16 protein-coding genes are annotated in these 18,556 nt (G+C 70.6%); 4 read left to right on the top strand and 12 right to left on the bottom strand.

The genetic code is table 11. The features are described from left to right. Positions 1 to 13: 13 nt before the first annotated feature. Genes priA through hisD form a run of 7 tightly spaced genes read right to left on the bottom strand, consistent with a single transcriptional unit; the run spans position 14 to position 4,908 of the window. Positions 14 to 736: a bifunctional 1-(5-phosphoribosyl)-5-((5-phosphoribosylamino)methylideneamino)imidazole-4-carboxamide isomerase/phosphoribosylanthranilate isomerase PriA gene (gene priA, locus AB0C30_RS19465; protein ID WP_357945483.1), complete on the bottom strand. Its 723-nt coding sequence runs from the start codon at positions 734 to 736 to the stop codon at positions 14 to 16. Further along, positions 736 to 1,065, bottom strand: coding sequence for a hypothetical protein (locus AB0C30_RS19460; protein WP_357945481.1), 330 nt, complete (start codon positions 1,063 to 1,065; stop codon positions 736 to 738). Before AB0C30_RS19460 ends, priA begins: the two co-directional genes overlap by 1 nt. Then, entirely contained in the window at positions 1,058 to 1,693 is a 636-nt protein-coding gene (gene hisH / locus AB0C30_RS19455) for an imidazole glycerol phosphate synthase subunit HisH (protein ID WP_357945479.1), read from the bottom strand. The genes AB0C30_RS19460 and hisH overlap by 8 nt, the downstream gene beginning before the upstream one ends. Then, complete coding sequence (locus AB0C30_RS19450) at positions 1,687 to 1,842, bottom strand: hypothetical protein (protein ID WP_357945477.1); 156 nt, start codon at positions 1,840 to 1,842, stop codon at positions 1,687 to 1,689. The genes hisH and AB0C30_RS19450 overlap by 7 nt, the downstream gene beginning before the upstream one ends. Beyond that, the gene (gene hisB, locus AB0C30_RS19445) at positions 1,839 to 2,432 is read right to left on the bottom strand and encodes an imidazoleglycerol-phosphate dehydratase HisB (protein ID WP_357945474.1); all 594 of its coding nucleotides are present in this window, start codon (positions 2,430 to 2,432) and stop codon (positions 1,839 to 1,841) included. The genes AB0C30_RS19450 and hisB overlap by 4 nt, the downstream gene beginning before the upstream one ends. A 59-nt stretch (positions 2,433 to 2,491) precedes the next feature. Further along, positions 2,492 to 3,577, bottom strand: coding sequence for a histidinol-phosphate transaminase (locus tag AB0C30_RS19440; protein WP_357945472.1), 1,086 nt, complete (start codon positions 3,575 to 3,577; stop codon positions 2,492 to 2,494). 8 nt (positions 3,578 to 3,585) lie between these two features. Next, a complete protein-coding gene (gene hisD, locus AB0C30_RS19435; RefSeq protein ID WP_357945470.1) occupies positions 3,586 to 4,908 on the bottom strand; it encodes a histidinol dehydrogenase in 1,323 nt (440 codons plus the stop codon). A 251-nt stretch (positions 4,909 to 5,159) separates the two neighbouring features. Between hisD and ligD the strand changes: the two genes are divergently transcribed. Then, positions 5,160 to 6,149: a non-homologous end-joining DNA ligase gene (ligD, locus tag AB0C30_RS19430; RefSeq protein WP_357945467.1), complete on the top strand. Its 990-nt coding sequence runs from the start codon at positions 5,160 to 5,162 to the stop codon at positions 6,147 to 6,149. A gap of 8 nt (positions 6,150 to 6,157) precedes the next feature. Here ligD and AB0C30_RS19425 read toward each other — a convergent pair whose 3' ends face one another. Then, on the bottom strand, positions 6,158 to 7,309 hold the full coding sequence (locus tag AB0C30_RS19425) for an MFS transporter (RefSeq protein ID WP_357945465.1): 1,152 nt from the start codon (positions 7,307 to 7,309) through the stop codon (positions 6,158 to 6,160). Positions 7,310 to 7,363: 54 nt separating this feature from the next. Between AB0C30_RS19425 and AB0C30_RS19420 the strand changes: the two genes are divergently transcribed. Next, the gene (locus tag AB0C30_RS19420) at positions 7,364 to 8,140 is read left to right on the top strand and encodes a helix-turn-helix transcriptional regulator (protein WP_357945463.1); all 777 of its coding nucleotides are present in this window, start codon (positions 7,364 to 7,366) and stop codon (positions 8,138 to 8,140) included. Positions 8,141 to 8,160: 20 nt separating this feature from the next. Beyond that, positions 8,161 to 8,655, top strand: coding sequence for a Cys-tRNA(Pro) deacylase (gene ybaK / locus AB0C30_RS19415; protein ID WP_357945461.1), 495 nt, complete (start codon positions 8,161 to 8,163; stop codon positions 8,653 to 8,655). Here ybaK and AB0C30_RS19410 read toward each other — a convergent pair. Together AB0C30_RS19410 and murA are read right to left on the bottom strand one after the other, a co-directional pair. Next, entirely contained in the window at positions 8,636 to 11,035 is a 2,400-nt protein-coding gene (locus tag AB0C30_RS19410; protein ID WP_357945459.1) for a transglycosylase domain-containing protein, read from the bottom strand. The genes ybaK and AB0C30_RS19410 overlap by 20 nt on opposite strands. 58 nt (positions 11,036 to 11,093) lie before the next feature. After that, positions 11,094 to 12,404, bottom strand: a complete 1,311-nt coding sequence (gene murA, locus AB0C30_RS19405; RefSeq protein WP_357945456.1) for a UDP-N-acetylglucosamine 1-carboxyvinyltransferase — start codon at positions 12,402 to 12,404, stop codon at positions 11,094 to 11,096. Between the two features lie 63 nt (positions 12,405 to 12,467). Between murA and AB0C30_RS19400 the strand changes: the two genes are divergently transcribed. Continuing rightward, on the top strand, positions 12,468 to 12,977 hold the full coding sequence (locus tag AB0C30_RS19400) for a hypothetical protein (protein WP_357945454.1): 510 nt from the start codon (positions 12,468 to 12,470) through the stop codon (positions 12,975 to 12,977). 102 nt (positions 12,978 to 13,079) lie between these two features. On the opposite strand, the gene AB0C30_RS19395 is transcribed toward AB0C30_RS19400, so the two are convergent. Together AB0C30_RS19395 and dnaE are read right to left on the bottom strand one after the other, a co-directional pair. Continuing rightward, positions 13,080 to 14,447 carry an amidase gene (locus AB0C30_RS19395; protein ID WP_357945452.1) on the bottom strand — a complete coding sequence of 456 codons (1,368 nt, stop codon included), beginning with the start codon at positions 14,445 to 14,447 and terminating at the stop codon, positions 13,080 to 13,082. Positions 14,448 to 14,530: 83 nt separating this feature from the next. Further along, entirely contained in the window at positions 14,531 to 18,049 is a 3,519-nt protein-coding gene (gene dnaE / locus AB0C30_RS19390) for a DNA polymerase III subunit alpha (protein ID WP_357945449.1), read from the bottom strand. Positions 18,050 to 18,556: the final 507 nt, after the last annotated feature.

Below are 18,556 nucleotides of genomic sequence, written 5' to 3'. Positions count from 1 at the left end.
CCCTCCCGAGGAACTAAGCGCGTACCGCGATCAGCGCGCTCTCCAGCGTGAAAGCTTGAGCGTAAAGGGCCTTGCCCACGATGGCACCCTCCACGCCGTCGGGCACCAGCGAAGCCAGCGCGACCAGGTCGTCAAGAGAGGAGACGCCGCCGCTGGCCACCACCGGCTTGTCGGTGCGCTCGCAGACCGCGCGAAGCAGGTCCAGGTTGGGTCCCCGCAGGGTGCCGTCCTTGGTGACGTCGGTGACCACGTAGCGGGGGCAGCCGTCCGCCTCCAGGCGTTCGAGCACCTCCCACAGGTCCCCGGCCTCCTCGGTCCAGCCGCGGGCGGCCAGCGTCGTGCCGCGTACGTCCAGCCCGACGGCGATCTTGTCACCGTGCTCGGCGATGACCCGGCGGCACCATTCGGGGTTCTCCAGCGCGGCCGTGCCGATGTTGACCCGGCGGCAGCCGGTGGCCAGCGCCGCGGCCAGCGAGGCGTCGTCGCGAATGCCGCCCGACAGCTCCACGTTCACGTCCAGCCGGCCGATCAGGTCGGTGAGCAGCTCCCGGTTGGAACCCCGGCCGAAGGCGGCATCGAGGTCGACCAGGTGGATCCACTCCGCGCCCGCCTCCTGCCAGGCCAGCGCCGCGGCGAGCGGCTCGCCGTAGCCGGTCTCGGTCCCGGCCGCACCCTGGACGAGGCGTACGGCCTGACCGTCCGCGACGTCCACGGCAGGGAGCAATACGAGCGACATCAGGTCCTCCGGTCGAAAGCGAGAGTCATGACAACAGGTGCCAGCAGCAGGGAAAACACCAACACGGCCAGGCTCAGGAGCGGCGCGCCCCACACCAGCCACGCCACCACCTGGACCAGCACGAACAGCAGGGCCACCACGGCGTTCTGGCCTCGGCGGCGGCGGGCGAGCAGGCCGCCCTGGCGGGCGATCCGGACCGGGCGCGGGACCAGCCGGCCGAGTAAGGCGCGGCGGCGCGCGGACCGCGCCTGCCGTGCCTCGTTGAGCCGGATCGCGCGCGCCCGCTCCGCCTCACGCTCGGCCCGGCGGCGCGCCCGCTCCTTACTCAAGGGTGCCGAGCCAGTTGGACAGCAGCGCGGCTCCGGCGTCGCCGGACTTCTCCGGGTGGAACTGGGTGGCCATCAGCGGGCCGTTCTCCACGGCCGCCACGAACGGCACGCCGTGCTCCGCCCAGGTGACCAGCGGCTCGGCGAAGCCGTCACCCGGGTGCAGCTCCCACTCGCGCACGCCGTAGGAGTGCACGAAGTAGAAGCGCGTCGCCTCGTCGATCCCGTCGAACAGCACACTGCCCGCGGGCGCCTTGACGGTGTTCCAGCCCATGTGCGGCAGGACGGGAGCGTCGAGCCGCTCGACCGTGCCCGGCCACTCGCCGCAGCCCTCGGTCTCGACCCCGTGCTCCACGCCCCTGGCGAACAGGATCTGCATGCCGACGCAGATGCCGAGCACCGGGCGGCCACCGGCCAGGCGCCGGCCGATGATCCGCTCGCCGTACACACTCTTGAGGCCGGTCATGCACGCCTCGAACGCGCCGACGCCCGGCACGACCAGGCCGTCGCACTCGAGCGCGGCGGTGAAGTCGGAGGTGACGGTCACGTTGGCGCCCACCCGGGCCAGGGCCCGCTCGGCCGAACGCAGGTTGCCCGACCCGTAGTCGAGCACGACGATGTTCTTCACCACCACATCACCCCCGCGGTGATCGCCAGCGCGGCGCCGACCGCGCAGGCGGCGGCGCCGAGCTTGAGTCCCTGCCTGAACAGCGAGAACACGCCGCCGATGAGGAACAGCCCGATGAACACCATGACGATGGCGATCGTGTTGTCGGTCACAGCACGCCCTTGGTGCTCGGCACGCCCGTAGCGCGCGGGTCGAACTCCGACGCCTCGCGCAGCGCCCTGGCCAGCGCCTTGAACTGGGCCTCGACGATGTGATGCGCGTTGCGGCCATAGGGCACGCGTACGTGCAGGCAGATCGCCGCCTGGGCGACGAACGACTCCAGGACGTGGCGCGTCATCGTCGTGTCGTACTCGGGCCCGATCATCGGCGCCATGCCCTCGGGCTCGGTGTGCACCAGGTAGGGCCGGCCCGACAGGTCGACGGTCACCTCGGCGAGCGACTCGTCCAGCGGGCACGACGCATTACCGAACCGCCTGATGCCCGACTTGTCGCCCAGTGCCTCGCGGAACGCGGAGCCCAGCGCGAGCGCCGTGTCCTCGATCGTGTGGTGCGAGTCGATGTGCAGGTCGCCCTCGGTCTTGACGGTCAGGTCGAACAGCCCGTGCTTGCCGAGCTGCGCCAGCATGTGGTCGAAGAAGCCGACCCCGGTCGAGACGTCGACCCGGCCCGTGCCGTCGAGACCCACCTCGACCAGGACCGAGGTCTCCTTCGTCGCGCGCTCGACGCGACCGACCCGGCCCACCGGCCCACCTTCGTCGGGGCTGTGAGCCGCAGAAGCGCCGTTTCCGTTGGTTGGCTCGCTCACAGCAGGACTCCCTCCAGGGCGGCGCGGAACGCCGCCATCTCCTCATCGGTGCCGATCGACACCCGCAGCCATTCTGGCGGCCCCACCTCGCGGATGAGCACACCGCTCGCCAGCAGGGCCTCCCACACCTTCCGCCGATCGGCGAAACGCCCGAACAGCACGAAGTTGGCGTCGGAATCGGCGACGGTCAACCCCTTACCGCGCAGCCAGGCCACGATGTCGTCGCGCTCCTGCCTGAGCGCGTCGACCGTGGCGAGCAACTCGGCGCGGTGCCGCAGCGCCACGCGGGCCGCCGTCTGCGTGAGCGTCGACAGGTGGTAGGGCAGCCGCACCAGCAGCAGCGCGTTGATCACGGCAGGGTGGGCGGCCAGATAGCCCAGACGGGTGCCCGCCATGGCGAACGCCTTGGACATGGTCCGCGTCACGATCAGCCTCGGGTGCGCGGGCAGCAGGGTGAGCGCCGAGGGCGTGCCTTCCCGGGCGAACTCCGCGTAGGCCTCGTCGACCACGACCATGCCCTTGGCCGCGTCGAGCACCCGGCTGATCGTCTCCATCGGCAGCGCGGTGCCGGTCGGGTTATTGGGCGAGGTCAGGAACACGATGTCGGGCCGGTGCTCCTCGACCGCGGCGACCGCCTTGTCCGGATCGAGCGAGAAGTCGGCCTCACGGGCCCCGGAGATCCACTCCGTGCTGGTGCCGGTGGTGATGATCGGGTGCATCGAGTAGGACGGCTCGAAGCCCAGCGCGGTGCGCCCGTAGGAGCCGAACGCCTGCAGGATCTGCTGGAGGATCTCGTTGGAGCCGTTGGCCGCCCAGACCTGGTCCTTGGTCAGCCCGTGACCCAGGTAGCCGGCCAGGTCGGTGCGGAGCGCCTCGGCGTCCCTGTCGGGGTAGCGGTTGAGCTCGGCCGCGCTGGCGCGCACCTCCTCCGCCAGGTCGGCGACCAGGGCCGGGGAGGGCGGGTAGGGGTTTTCGTTGGTGTTGAGCCTGACGGGCACGTCGATCTGCGGAGCGCCGTAGGGCGTGCGGCCCCGCAGGTCGTCGCGGATCGGCAGGTCGTCGAGCGTCACGTCAAGATTCACGCGGGGATTCACTGAGCCTCGTTTCGCGATGGGACCTGCCAGTCGAAGCGGGCGCGGATGGCGGCGCCGTGCGCCGGGAGGTCCTCGGCGTCGGCCAGCACCGTCACGTGCCCGGCCGCCTCGGCCAGCGCCTCGCGCGTGTAGTCGACGAGGTGGATGCCGCGCAGGAACGACTGCACCGACAGGCCGCTGGAGTGGCAGGCGCAGCCGCCCGTGGGCAGCACGTGGTTGGAGCCGGCCAGGTAGTCGCCGAGCGACACCGGGGCGTAGGGGCCCACGAAGATCGCGCCCGCGTTGCGGACCCGCGCCGCGACGGCCGCCGCGTCGGCGGTCTGGATCTCCAGGTGCTCGGCGGCGTAGGCGTCGACGACCTTGAGGCCGTCGTCGATGCTGTCGACCAGCACGATGCCGGACTGCCGGCCGCCGAGCGCCTCGGTGATGCGCTGGGCGTGCTTGGTGACGCCGACCTGGCCCGGCAGCTCCTTCTCCACGGCCTCGGCCAGCCGGACGCTGTCGGTGACCAGCACGGCCGCGGCGATCACGTCGTGCTCGGCCTGGCTGATCAGGTCGGACGCCACGTGCACCGGGTCGGCCGTCTCGTCGGCCAGGATCGCGATCTCCGTCGGTCCCGCCTCGGAGTCGATGCCGATGCGGCCCTTGAGCAGGCGCTTGGCGGCGGCCACCCAGATGTTGCCGGGCCCGGTCACCATGCTCGCGGCCGGGCACTCCTCGGTGCCGTAGGCGAACATCGCCACCGCCTGGGCGCCGCCCACGGCGTAGACCTCGTCCACGCCCAGCAGCGCGCAGGCCGCCAGGATCGTGGGGTGCGGCAGCCCGCCGTGGTCGCGCTGGGCCGGGCTCGTCACGGCGAGCGACTCCACGCCCGCCTCCTGGGCCGGGACCACGTTCATGACCACGCTCGACGGGTAGACGGCGCGCCCGCCGGGGACGTAGAGGCCCACGCGGTCGACCGGCACCCACCGCTCGGTCACGGTGCCGCCCGGCACGACGCGGGTCGTGACGTCGGCGCGGCGCTGGTCGCGGTGGACCAGCCTGGTGCGCCGGATCGCCTCCTCCAGCGCGGCCACGACCTCGGGCCGCAGCTCCCGCAGCGCCGCCTGGATCGTCTCCTGGGGAACTCGGGCCTGCTGGATCTCGACACCGTCGAATTTGGCGGTCAGCTCCCGTACGGCTGCCGCCCCGCGATGGCGGACCTCGTCGCAGATGGGCCGCACCTTTTCCAGGGCGGCCTCGACGTCGAGCTCGGCGCGGGGCAGCACGTCGCGCAGGTTCGCCGGGAGGGAACCGCGCATGTCAATACGGGAAATCACCCACCCAGTTTACGGAGTCCCCTCCCTGAATCCGGTTCTGTCCAGCATCCGGGACGGGGGCGGGTCGTCCCGAATGCCCCACTCTGGGAGTTCCCGAGCGCCACACCATGCTCGGCTTTAGGTGCATTTGTCCTGATATTACGAATCTAGTACGCCAGCGGCATAAGGCCCGGACAGCCGTCTCCCGGCTTGACCATCTGCAGACCCCCGCCCCCAGGTGCCGATCTTGCCGCAGGGGTATGCCAGGGGTCATGGCGCGGCTGCCCGTCTATGCGCCGATGCTGGCTCAGCTCGGCTCCCTGCCGTCGGTACGCGGGGACAAGTGGGCCGTCGAGATGAAATGGGACGGCGTACGCGCCCTCGTCTACCTGGAGGACGGCGGCGTCCGCCTGCTGTCGCGCAACGGCAAGGACGTCACCGCGGCCTACCCCGAGCTGCAGCTGATGGCGGGCGCCACCGGCGGGCGGCCGGCGGTCGTCGACGGGGAGATCGTGGCCTTCGACGACGCGGGACGGCCCAGCTTCGGCGCGCTGCAACCCCGCATGCACCAGCGCCACCCGGCCAAGGTCGCCGAGCTGGCCAGGGCGGTACCGGTGACGTTCATGGCCTTCGACCTGCTGCACCTCGGCTCCGGCAGCACCATCGGCCGGCCCTACACCGAACGCCGTGAGCTCCTGGAGCACGTCCTGACGCCCGGCTTCCGCTGGCAGGTGCCGGTGTGGTTCCACGACCACGCGGACGGCGCGCTCGAGTCCTCTCGCCGGCTCGGCCTGGAGGGCGTGGTGTGCAAGCGCCTGTCGTCGCCCTACCGGCCGGGCCGGCGCAGTTCCGAGTGGACGAAGGTCAAAAACCTCACGGCCGTCGAGGTGATCATCGGCGGCTGGAAGGCCGGCGCGGGCCGGCGCGCGGGCACGATCGGCTCCCTGCTGCTCGGCGCGCACGACCGGGACGGGCGGCTGCGGTTCGTCGGCCACGTGGGCACCGGCTTCACCCAGGCGATGCTGGACGACCTGTACGAGCGCCTCACCCCATTGGAGCGGCCCGAGTCACCGTTCGCCGCACCGGTCCCCCGCGAGCCCGCCCGCGACGCGCACTGGGTCGAACCGCGCCTGGTGGGCGAGGTCCGGTACGCCGAGCTGACCGGCGACGGCCGCCTGCGCCACCCCTCGTGGCGCGGCCTGCGCCCCGACCGCGAGCCGGACGAGATACGCCTGGACACCGGCGACTGGGCCGCCGGCTGAGCCGATCGCTACGCGCCGGCAGCGGGCAGCGGCTCCCGTACGGCGGGAGCGGGGTCCTTGAGCGTACGGGCCAGCAGCCAGGCCAGGGCCGGAAAGACGATCAGGCCGGCGAGCGCGACCCGGAGGGAGGTCGCCTCCGCCACCGCCCCGACGAGCGGGCTGGTCAGGCCACCGGCGCTCACCGCCAGGCCGAGCGTGACGCCGCTGGCCGTGCCCAGACGATTGGGCAGGAAGTCCTGGCCCAGCGTCACATGCAGCGAGAACGGCGCGTACAGGGTGATCGACGAGGCCGCGATGAACACGTACGCGAAAGGACCCGGCGCCAGCACCACCCCGGCGATGGCGGGCACGGCGGCCGCGTACGCCAGGCACATGGTGCGCACCCGGCCCCAGCGCCCCGCCAGCCGGCCGCCGAGCAGCGTCCCCACCGCACCCCCGGCGAACAGCACGAACAACGCCACCGCCCCCGCCGCGCCCCCACCCATGTACAGGGCGACGAACGCGCTCAACCCCACGTACGCGATCGACCGGAAGACGATCACCAGGGTGAGCCGGACGAACGACGGCCAGTCGTCCCGCCCGGCGGAACGGGCGCTCGCCCGAGCCGCCTCACCGTGACGGGAGAGCGAGCGGATCACGGTGAGCGTGAGCAGCGCGCCCACCACGGCGGGGATGACCAGCAACGGCGAGGCGCCGAGCCCCCACAGCGACAGCAGCGGCGTGACGACGATCGGCGCGGTGGCGAAGCCGAGCGTGCCGCCCAGCGAGAACCAGCTCATCCGCACGTGACTGCCCTCGCTGGCGATCCTGGCCAGGCGGGCCGACTCCGGATGGTAGGCCGCCACGCCGAGACCCGACAGCGCCACCGCCAGCCAGGTGAGGGCGTACACGTCGGTGACACCGCTGAGCGCCACCCCGAGCCCGGCCGTGAGCATGCTGACCGGGATCAGCCACGGCATCCGCCGGCGGTCGGTGAGCGCGCCGAAGACCGGCTGGACGATCGAGGACAGCAGCGTCGCGGCGAGCACGATGCCCGACGCGGCGACGTACCCGTAGCCGCGCTGCGCCACCAGGAAGGGCACCAACGCCGGCACCGCCCCCTGGTACACGTCCACACCGGCATGGCCGACGGCCAGCATCACGACCTTGTTCGCCTTCACCCTCTGATCGTCGCCCCGGGATGACCTGGCCCGCTTCCGATAAAATGCCAACCCATGATGGAAATCCGCCATCTTCCGGAGGCACCCACCGGGATCCGGCCGCTCGCGCCCGGCACCGGGATCGACGCGCACCGCCACGACACCCACCAGATCACCTACGCCTGCCGGGGCGTCCTGTCGGTGACGACGAGCGCGGGCACCTGGGTGGCTCCGGCCAACCGGGCGATCTGGGTGCCGGCCGGTACCGTCCACGAGCACCGCGCGCACGGCGACACCGACCTGCGGCTCGTCGGCCTGCCCATCACCGACAACCCGCTGCGCCTCGACCGGCCCGCCGTGCTCGCCGTCGGCCCGCTGCTGCGCGAGCTGATCATCGCCTACACCGCGGACCCCGGCGACGGCCGAATCGCCTATACCGCCGACCCCAGCGACGGCGGCGCTGAGCGGCAGCGGCTGCGGGCCGTCCTGCTGGACCAGCTCCGCCGCTCCCCCGAGCAGCCGTTCCACCTGCCCACGGCCCGCGATCCCCGGCTGGCCGCCGTCTGCGCGCTCCTGCACGACGACCCGGCCGACCACCGCACGCTCGCGCAGTTCGGGCGGCTGGCCGGCACCAGCGACCGGACGCTGGCCCGGCTCTGCAGGAGCGAGCTGGGGATGACGTTCCCGCAATGGCGTACGCAGCTGCGCCTGCACCACGCGTTGCTGCTGCTGGCCGACGGGATCGCGGTCACCACGGTCGCGCACCGGTGCGGCTGGGCCACCGCCAGCGCTTTCATCGTCGCCTTCCGGGAAGCTCTCGGGTACACCCCGGGCCGCGCCTTTACAATGTAGATTCGCTACACTGGCGTCCTGTGAGCAGAGCGAAAGCCCAAGGGGGCACTCCGGCCACGGTGGCGCTGACGAAGGCCAAGGCCGAGTTCACCCTTCATCCCTACGAGCACGACACCAACGCGCAGGCCTATGGCGAGGAGGCCGCCGACGCGCTCGGCGTGCCGCACGAGCGGATCTTCAAGACGCTGGTGGCCGAGGTGGAGGGCGCGCTCGCGGTGGCGGTCGTGCCGGTCTCGGGCAAGCTCGACCTCAAGGCGCTGGCGGCGGCGCTCGGCGGCAAGAAGGCGGCCATGGCCGACGCGGCGAAGGTCGAACGCGTCACGGGCTACGTGGTCGGCGGCATCAGCCCGCTCGGCCAGCGCAAGAGGCTGCCGACCGTGGTCGACGCGTCGGCGCTGGAGTTCGGGACGATCTACTTCTCCGCCGGCAAGCGGGGGCTGCAGATCGAGACCGCCCCCGCCAACCTGATCTCGCTGACGGGGGCCGTCACCGCCGCTATCGGAAGTGCCGGTTGATCCTGTCGCGGCGATGACGCGGCTCCAAGAGATCACGGGGACGCCGCGGTCCCATGACGTCGTCGGGACGCCGAGGTTCCATGACGTCCTCGGGACGCCGGGGGTCTCGGGCGCCCTCGGGACGCCGGGGTTCCAGGGCGGCACCGGGACGCCTTTCCAGGGCGTCACGGCGATGCCGTGGCTCCCGGAAGTCCCGGCGGTTCCATCGCTCCATGAACGTGAAGCGTCCGCGGTGGGTGATCTTCCGGCGCCTGTCGCGGGCGAACCGCTCGTGCTCGTGACGGGCCTTCGCCTCCGCCTCCAGCGCCTCCTTCAAGCCCGGGGTGAAACCGCCGCCGAAGCGGGACATGTCGGGACGGGGAAAGCCCGACGGGGCGGTGTCGCTCAGCGCCTCCTGCATCGAGTCGACCCAGATCGGGCCCGGTAGCGAGGCGCCCTGCACGGAGCCGTAGTACTCATCGCCGATCTGGACGTTCTGCAGGGGGTAGCGGTAAGCGCCCCTGATGTCCCCGACGCTGACCGCCGCCGCCAGGTCCGGGGTGTAACCGGCGAACCACGCCGAGGTGTAGCCGTTGTTCGTGCCCGTCTTGCCCGCCGCGGGACGGCCGATGCTCTGGCCGCGCATGGTGCCCTCGGTGAAGACACCGCTCAGCACCCAGTTGACCGCGTCGGCCACCGGCCGGTCGAGGGCCTCCTCGCAGGCGGGCGGCACCTGGGTGCGTTCGCCGGCCCGGCCGGTGATCTCCACGATCGCCAGCGGCCGACAGTACCTCCCCCTGGCCGCGAACGTCGCGAACGCCGCCGCCACCGTCACCGGGTCCATCTCGTTGGCCCCGAGCGTGAACGTGGGCACCTCGCGCAGCGGCGTCCCGTCGGCGCGGGAGATGCCCAGCGCCTTGGCGGTCGTGACCACGTTGCAGAGGCCGACCTTGCGCTCCAGCATCATGTAGAAGATGTTGACCGACTTCCAGGTGCCGGTCTCCAGGCTGTGCGGGCCGCCGGCGCCCTCGCCGGAGGCGTTGTAGATGGTCGTCTTCGGGTCGTTGACGCGCCGGCCCCGGCAGTCGCGATAGCCCTGATCGGGCGTCAGCTCGCCGGGGGTCTGAAACCCGTCCCCGAACCGCCAGCCCTGCTTCAGCGCCGTGGCCAGCGTGAACACCTTGAACGTGGAACCGGCCTGGAACCCCATCCCGCCGCCGTGCGTCATGTCGGCCGGCAGGTTGAAGGTGGTCCTGGCGCCGTTCTTCTTGTTGCCCGGGTTGCGGCCGAAACGCTTGCTCGCCGCCATCGCCATGATCCGCCCGGTGCCCGGCTCGACCATGGCCTCGGCGGCCACCTGGGTGTCGTCGGGGTGCACCCGCTGCCGGATGGCGTGCTCGGCGGCCCGCTGGGCCACCGGGTCGAGACTCGTACGGATCACCAGCCCGCCCGTGCTCATCCTGGCCTGCCGTTTGGCGGCGGTGTTGCCGAAGGCGGGATTGGTCAGGAGCTCCCGCTGAACGTAATAGCAATAGAACGGGTAGCTGCTCTGGGCACAGCCGCCGGGCTCCGGATGGAGCTTGAGACCGAGGCCGGTCCGCTTGGCCGCGGCCGCCTCCTGCTGCGAGATCGCGCCCACCCCGGCCATCCGGTCCAGCACGATGTCGCGCCGCTGCCGCAGCCGGTCCAGGTGCCGGTCACCCAGCGAGGGGTCGGTCGAGTACGGCACGCGCACGGCCCCGGCGAGCGTGGCCGCCTGGGTCAGGGTGAGGCGGGCGGCCGTGGTCGAGAAGAACCGCCTGGCCGCCGCCTCGACGCCATGAGCGCCCGCGCCGAAGTACGCGATGTTCAGATATTTCTCAAGAATCTCGTCCTTGCGGTACTTCTCCTCCATCGCCAGCGCGTACCGCAGCTCGGTGATCTTCCTGGCCAGGTTGGGCGCGCGGGCCCGGTCGCGCTCGGCGTCAGTTCGGGCGCCTTCCACCAGGATGTTCTTCACCAGTTGCTGGGTGAGGGACGAGCCGCCCTGCTTGATCCCGCCCGCCTGCGTGTTGGTGAGCAGTGCCCGGATCGTGCCCTTGACGTCCAGACCGCCGTGTTCGTAGAACCGGGCGTCCTCGATGGCCACGATCGCCTTGCGCATCACCTGCGCCACCTGATCGAGCCGGACCGTCGTCCGGTTGGCCTCGTAGAACTGGGCGAACTGCTTGCCGTTCCGGTCGAGGAGGCGGGTCACCTGGGACAGCGGCTCCTCACGAGGGGCGGGCGGCAGGTCGACGAACGTCATGGCGACGTTCTTGGCGGACAGGCCCGCCCCGGTCACGACCGGGGCTGCCAGCGCCGCCGCCAGGACCCCGCCGATCGCCCCGGCCACGGCGAGCACGCCGACGGATCTGAGCACAGTCACTCAGTTGATCTGCGGCCGGGAAGCCATCGGCAAACACCGGCCTCGCGCGTCTTTACTGTTGTCTGCGGATATTCAGACCAAGTGACGCGAACTGCTCGAACGGCTGGTGATAGCCGCGCTCGATGTGGTTGACGCCGCGCAGCGTCGAGGTCCCGTCCGCCACCGCGGCGGCCAGCACGGCCGAGAACCCGGCCCGGATGTCGGGCAGCGTCACGTCCGCGCCCTTGAGCTGTGACACGCCCCGTACGACGGCCGAGTGCCTGGCGTTCGTGTCGTGGTAGCGGCAGGCCGGGCCGCCCAGGCACTGGTCGAACACCTCGATTTCGCAGCCCATCTTCTGCAGCGCCGGAACGTACACCAGGCGGTTCTCGAAGACGGTCTCATGCAGCACCGACATGCCCTGGCTCTGCGTGAACAGCACCATGAGCGGCGTCTGCCAGTCGGTCATGAACCCGGGATGCGTGTCGGTCTGCACGGCCGCCGCGCGCAGCCCCTCGGGCGGCGCGGTGGCGCACAGGTATTCGTCGTTGATGTCGAACTGGGCGCCCATCCTGGCCAGCGTGGTGATCGCGGTGACCAGCCGGTCCTGCGGGCAGCCGTGCACCCGCACCTCGCCGCCGGTGATCAGGCCCGCCGCGAGATAGGAGAACGCCTCGATGCGGTCGCCCGCGAGCCAGATGGAGGCGCCGTGCAGCCGCTCCACGCCCTCGATGACGATTCTGCGATCGGGCGAGAGCTCGATCCTGGCACCCATCCGCTGCAGGAACAGCGCCAGCTCCACGACCTCGGGCTCCATCGCCGCGTTCTTCACCACGGTCTTGCCCTCGGCCAGCACCGCGGACATGAGGATCGTCTCGGTCGCACCGACACTCGGATACGGCAGCTCCAGCCGGGTTCCGTTCAGCCGCTTGGCCTTGGCGAAGATCCCGGTGTCGCCCACCTCGACCTCGGCGCCCATCGCGCGCAGCGCCTCGACGTGGAAGTTCACCGGCCGCCGGCCGATGGGGTCGCCGCCGACCAGTGGCACGAACGCCTCCCCCGCCAGGTGCAGCAGCGGGCCCAGCATGAGGATCGGGATGCGGTTGAGCCCGGTGAACGCGTCGGGCACCCGCGGCCTGATCTCCGGACCCTGACCGATGCGGATCTCCGTCCGAGTGATCTCCACGTTGATGCCCAGCGCGTCGAGCATCGCCGCCGTGATGCCGACCTCGCCGACCTCGGGGACGTTGTGGATGGTGCTCTCCCCGGTGCCCAGCATGGCGGCGACCATGTGCTTGGACACCGCGTTCTTGGAGCCGCGTACTTCGACGTCACCCCTGAGGGGACCGGAAGGTTCGATCAGCCAGACCTTGTCTTCAATCACGAAGCGAGCCTAGCCGGGAGATACGATCGAGCTGATTAAGACGTAAATGTGAGGGGGAGCGGCGTGGCGAGGCATGTTCGCGCATTTGCGGTTACTGTCCTCATCCTCGCCGCTCTGGCAGTGCTGGCCGGGCTGCTGTGGTCCCACCTGTCCCCCCGCGCGCCGTACCAGGTCACGGCGCAGGGGCCGGTGTTGGCGGACCCCACCACGCAGGCGCTGATCGCCGCCGACGGATGGTACGCGGTGATCACCGGCGGGCTCGGGCTGGCCTGCGGAGCGCTCGCGTGGTTCCTCGGCCGGCGGCACCAGCTCGCCGTGCTGCTGGGGCTCGGCGTCGGCGGGGTGCTGGCAGCGTTCCTCACGCTCTGGGTGGGTTCGACGTTCACGTTCGGCGTGGTGGCCGTGGAGGCCGCGGCCGAGCCCGGGGTGAAGGTCGTCCCCGGGTCGCTGGCACTGACCGCCACGGGCGTGATCGTGTCCTGGCCGCTGGTCGCGGTGGGCTTCTTCGGGCTGCTGGAGGGCATGCACGGGTATCGCGAGTCGCCGCTGCGCAAGCCGTACGGGATCGGCTGACGGCGCCCCTCAAGGGGCCGCTGGTCAGAGGGGCCAGGTCGGCGGACGGACAGGTCCTCGGACGAGCCGGCCGTCGGAAGGGCCGGCCGTCGAAAGGGCTGGTCAGAGGGGCGGGCGGCGCAGGCCGTGCTCGGTGGCCCGCTCGAAGGCGCAGGCCACGCGCAGCACCGTGGCGTCGGCGAACGGCCGGCCGATGATCTGCACGCCGACCGGCAGCCCTGACGGCGTGAATCCGGCCGGGACCGACGCGGCGGGCGCGTGCAGGACGCTGATCCAGTACGCGGAGCGCATCCACGCCAGGTAGTCGGGCAGCTTGACCCCGTTGATCTCGCTCACGTAGGGGTGCTCGACGGGGAACGGCGGCACCTGGCTGACCGGGGCGATCAGCACGTCATAGGTGTCGAAGAAGGCCGCCATGCGGTGGTAGAGGCCGCTGCGCAGGCGTTCGGCCCTGGCCAGGTCGGCGCCGGTGAGCTTGCGGCCCTGCTCGACATTCCAGGCGGTGTTGGCGCCCAGCCCGTCGAGCTCACCGAAGGCGAGCGTGTAGTACCACGCCCGGTAGATGCGAAAGGCGTCGTCGGCGTCCGACAGGTCCAGCTCGACCTGCTCGACGCGCGCGCCCAGTCGCTCGAACACATCGGGCGCCGTCGCGGTGACCGCCGCCGTCTCGGGGTCCACCGGCAGCCCGCCCAGATCGGGGCTCCAGGCCACGCGCAGCCCGGCGACGTCGCGCTCGTCGGGGGTGAAGCCCTCGGTGATCGAGTACGGAGAACGAGCATCGAATCCCGAAATAACCGACATCATCAGGGTCAGGTCGTCGACCGTCCTGGCCATCGGCCCCTGAACGGAGAGCGTGTACCAGGCGGCCTGGTCCGACAGGGCGGGCACCCGGCCCGGCGTCGGCCGTAGCCCCACCACGTTGCAGAACGAGGCCGGATTGCGCAGCGACCCGCCCATGTCGGAACCGTCGGCGAGCGGCACCATCCCGGACGCCAGCGCCGCCGCCGCCCCGCCGCTGCTGCCCCCGGCGGACCTGGACAGGTCGTAGGGGTTGCGGGTGGCCCCGAACACCTCGTTGACCGTGTGGGAGCCGGTGCCGAACTCCGGTGTGTTGGTCTTGCCCACGAGGATCGCCCCGGCCGACCTGAGCCGCTCCACGATCACGTCGTCCTTGTCGGGGACATGATCGGCGTAGATCGGCGACCCGTAGGTGGTGCGGATGCCCTTGGTGTCGACGAGGTCCTTGTGCGCCACCGGCACCCCGTGCAACGGCCCGGTCGCCTCACCGGCGTCGGCGGCCTTGGCCGCGTCGAGCGCCTGCTCGGCGACCAGCGTCACGATGGCGTTGACCTGGGGGTTGACCTGCTCGATGCGGTCGAGGTGGGCCTGGAGCAGCTCGACGGCGCTCACCTGGCGGGTCCTGACCAGGTGGGCCATCTCGGTCGCGGTCAGGTAGTGCGGTGCGGTCACGATCCGATTGTCGCTCACACCCCCCGGCGGTCACGATCCGGTCGTCGATCCCGCGCCCAGGCGGTCACCGTTCCGGTCGTCGCTCACGCGCCCAGGCAGGCGGGACCGAGGAGCTGTTTGAGGTCGCCCATCAGTGCCGCCGACGGCGCCACCCGGAACCCGTCGCCGACCCGCATGACCGTCGCCCTGGACCCGTCGTACACCCGCAGATGCACCTCCGACGTGCCGGGATGCGCGGCCAGGATCTCCTTCAGTCGCCCCACCACCGACGGCGTGCAGCGGGTCAGCGGCAGGCTCACCAGCAGCGGCCCGCGCGGCTCCCGCGATAAGTCGGGCACGGTGACCTCCATCGCGATGATCTTGGCCACGTCCTCCCGCTTGTCGAGACGCCCCTTGACGAAGACGAGCGCGTCCTCGGCCAGGATCGTCGAGCTCAGCTGGTAGGCCGACGGGAAGATCAGCACCTCGATCGCGCCTTCGAGATCCTCGAGCTGGGTGAGCACCCAGGTGTCGCCCTTCTTGGTGCGCTTGCGCTGCAGGCCGCTCAGGATGCCGCCGACCGTGACGATCTGTCCGTCGGCGCGGCTGTCGTCCTGGAGCGCGGCAATGGAGCAGTCGGCACCCGAGGCGAGGATGTGCTCCAGGCCGAACAGCGGGTGGTCGGAGACGTACAGGCCGAGCATCTCCCGCTCGAACTGCAGCAGCGTGCGCTTGTCCCACTCCCCCACCGGGATCCGCACCTCGAACGTCTGGTCCTCGACGGCGCCGAACAGGGAGTCCTGGCCGATGGCCTCGTGCTTCTTGATGTCGACGATCGCCTCGACGGCCTGCTCATGCACCAGGACCAGCCCCTTGCGCTCATGGCCGAGCGAGTCGAAGGCCCCGGCCTTGATCAGCGACTCGATCACGCGCTTGTTGCAGACGGGCGTCGGGACCTTGCGCAGGAAGTCCGTGAAGTCGGTGAAGCGGCCTTTCTGCCTGCGCGCGGCGATGATGCCGTCGACGACGTTGCCGCCCACGTTGCGGATCGCCGACAGGCCGAAGCGGATGTCGGCGCCGCGCGGGGTGAAGTCGAAGTCGGAGTCGTTGACGTCGGGCGGGAGCACCTTGATGCCCATCCGGCGGCACTCGTGGAGGTAGAGGGCTGACTTGTCCTTGTCGTCCTTGACGCTCGACAGCAGCGCGGCCATGTAGGCGGCCGGGTGGTTGGCCTTGAGGTAGGCGGTCCAATAGGCGATGAGGCCGTAAGCGGCGGAGTGGGCCTTGTTGAAGGCGTAGTCGGAGAAGGGCAGCAGGATGTCCCACAGCGTCGTGATCGCCGCAGTGGAGTAGCCGTTGGCCCGCATGCCGCTCTCGAAGGAGGCGAACTGCTCGGCCAGCTCGGACTTCTTCTTCTTGCTCATCGCCCGCCGCAGCAGGTCGGCCTTGCCGAGCGAGAACCCGGCGACCCGCTGCGCGATGGCCATGACCTGCTCCTGATAGATGATCAGGCCGTAGGTCGTGTCGAGGATGTCGGCCAGCGACTCCTCGAACTCGGCGTGGATCGGCGCGATCTCCTGCTGGCCGGTCTTGCGCAGCGCGTAGTTGGTGTGCGAGTTGGCGCCCATCGGGCCGGGCCGGTAGAGCGCGATGAGCGCGGAGCAGTCGTCGAAACTGTCGGGCTTCATCAGCCGCAGCAGCGAGCGCATGCCGCCGCCGTCGAGCTGGAACACGCCCAGCGTGTCGCCCCGGCCGAGCAGGTCGTAGGTCTTGCGGTCGTCGAGCGGCAGCGTCAGCGGGTCGATCCGCTCACCGGACGTCGCCTCGATCATCTTGAGGCAGTCGTCCATGATCGTGAGGTTGCGCAAGCCCAGGAAGTCCATCTTCAGCAGGCCGAGCGCCTCGCAGGCCGGGTAGTCGAACTGCGTGATGATCGCGCCGTCGGACTCGCGGCGCATGACCGGGAGGTAGTCGGTGATCACCTCGGCCGACATGATCACGCCCGCTGCGTGCACGCCGGTCTGCCTGATCAGGCCCTCCAGGCCCCTGCCGAGGTCCATCGCCGCCTTGACGTCGGCCTCTTCGGCGTAGAGCCGGCGCAGCTCGCCCGCCTCGGCGAAGCGGGGGTGACCCTCGTCGAAGATGCCCGCCAGCGGGATGTCCTTGCCCATCACCGCGGGCGGGAACGCCTTGGACACCCGGTCGCCGAGCGCGTAGGGGAAGCCGAGCACGCGGCCGGCGTCCTTGATGGCGGCCTTGGCCTTGATGGTGCCGAACGTGACGATCATGGCGACCTTGTCGGCGCCCCACTTCTCCGTCACGTAACGGATCACCTCGGCCCGCCTCCGCTCGTCGAAGTCGATGTCGACGTCGGGCATGGAGACCCGGTCGGGGTTGAGGAATCGCTCGAAGATCAGGCCGTGCGGCAGCGGGTCGAGGTCGGTGATGCCCATCGCGTAGGCCACCAGCGAGCCCGCCGCCGACCCTCGCCCCGGACCGACCCGGATGCCGTTCTCCTTGGCCCACATGATGAAGTCGGCGACCACGAGGAAGTAGCTCGGGAAGCCCATCTGCTCGATGACGCCCATCTCGTACGCGGCCCGACGGCGATGCTCGTCGTCGAAGCCTTCCGGCCAGCGCCGGTCCATGCCCTCCCAGACCGTCTTACGGAAGAACTCCCGCTCGGTCATCCCCTCGGGGACCGGGTAGACCGGCATCAGATTCTTGAACGCGAAGAACCCGGTCGGATCGACCCTCTCGGCCACCAGCAGCGTGTTGCGGCAGCCCTCGGCCCACAGGTCGGAGGAGTCGACCGCGCGCATCTCGGCGGCGCTCTTGAGGTAATAGCCGCTGCCGTCGAAGCGCAGCCGGTCGGGATCGGACAGCTGCCTGCCGGTCTGGACGCACAGCAGGGCGTCGTGGGAGGCGGCGTCGGAGGCGTAGGTGTAGTGCGAGTCGTTGGTGACCAGCGGCGGCAGGCCGAGGTCGCGACCGATCGCGCTCAGCCCATCGCGGACCCGGCGCTCGATGTCGAGGCCGTGGTCCATGATCTCCAGGAAGAAGTTGTCCCTGCCGAAGATCTCCTGATATTTCGCGGCGGCGGCGCGCGCCTCGTCGTACTGGCCGAGCCGCAGCCTGGTCTGGACCTCGCCCGACGGGCAGCCGGTGGTGGCCATCAGCCCATCGGCGTGCTCGGCGAGGATCTCGGCGTCCATCCTTGGCCATTTGCGGACGAAACCCTCGGTGTAGGCGCGCGAGGACAGCCGCATCAGGTTGTGCAGGCCGACCTTGTCGCGCGCCCAGATCGTCAGGTGGGTGTAGTGGCCACCGGCGGAGACGTCGTCGCGCCGCTGGTGCGGCTCGCCCCACAGCACCGGCTGCTTGGTGTGGCGCGACTCCGGCGCCAGGTATGCCTCGGTCCCGATCACCGGCTTGACGCCCGCCGCGGTGGCCCGCCGGTAGAAGTCGTAGGCGCCGTGCAGGTTGCCGTGATCGGTGATCGCGATCGCCGGCATCCCCAGGTCGCCGGCCCGGCCGACCAACTGCTCCAGGCGCGCGGCCCCGTCGAGCATCGAGTATTCGGTATGGACATGCAGATGCACGAACGAGTCGCTGGCCGACATGGAGCGGCGCCTCCCCTCTGCATCGTGGCGTGCGCTCCGACTTTAGTAGCCGCCACCGACAGTCCTGGAGTCGTACAGAACGGGCGTCCTCACCGTGAAGGCAGGTCGCGGCGATCACCGGTCGATTAGGGTACGAACTGTTGCCGGCGTTCGCCATGCGAGGCGGTTAGAACTGTTGTTGGATTTCTTCGACTCGCTTGGTTGCGACGGATGGTAATCGTGGGGCAATTTTCTGTCACAGCCGGGCGCCTGACTGGCGCTCGGTCCCCGCCCCTGTTGGTGTCCGTATCAACGGGACAGCGTCCGGCGGGGCGGTGGCCCAAGAGGCGCACTTCCTCCAGCAGTGCGCAGTCAGGCCCTGACAACGCGGTTCTCACCCACGGTCCGCCCGGCTTGCCGGACGGACGCGGCTTCGGCTTCCACCGGATCACTGCCCGGCCTCGGCTGAGTGCGACGAGACTACGCCGACGTCCGTTTTACTGAGGTAAACACAGGGAACCGAAGACG

The organism is Nonomuraea sp. NPDC048901 (assembly GCF_040649695.1).
Taxonomy (GTDB): Bacteria; Actinomycetota; Actinomycetes; order Streptosporangiales; family Streptosporangiaceae; genus Nonomuraea.
Note: the sequence above shows the minus strand (reverse complement) of the source record. Positions and strands in the feature narration are given on the sequence as shown.

What these genes read in the sequence shown, in the direction of transcription:
- AB0C30_RS19420 (WP_357945463.1), top strand. Translation starts at nt 7,364, where the DNA reads ATGATGGAAATCCGCCATCTTCCGGAGGCACCCACCGGGATCCGGCCG.
- ligD (WP_357945467.1), top strand. Translation starts at nt 5,160, where the DNA reads ATGGCGCGGCTGCCCGTCTATGCGCCGATGCTGGCTCAGCTCGGCTCC.
- priA (WP_357945483.1), bottom strand. Translation starts at nt 736, where the DNA reads ATGTCGCTCGTATTGCTCCCTGCCGTGGACGTCGCGGACGGTCAGGCC.
- dnaE (WP_357945449.1), bottom strand. Translation starts at nt 18,049, where the DNA reads ATGTCGGCCAGCGACTCGTTCGTGCATCTGCATGTCCATACCGAATAC.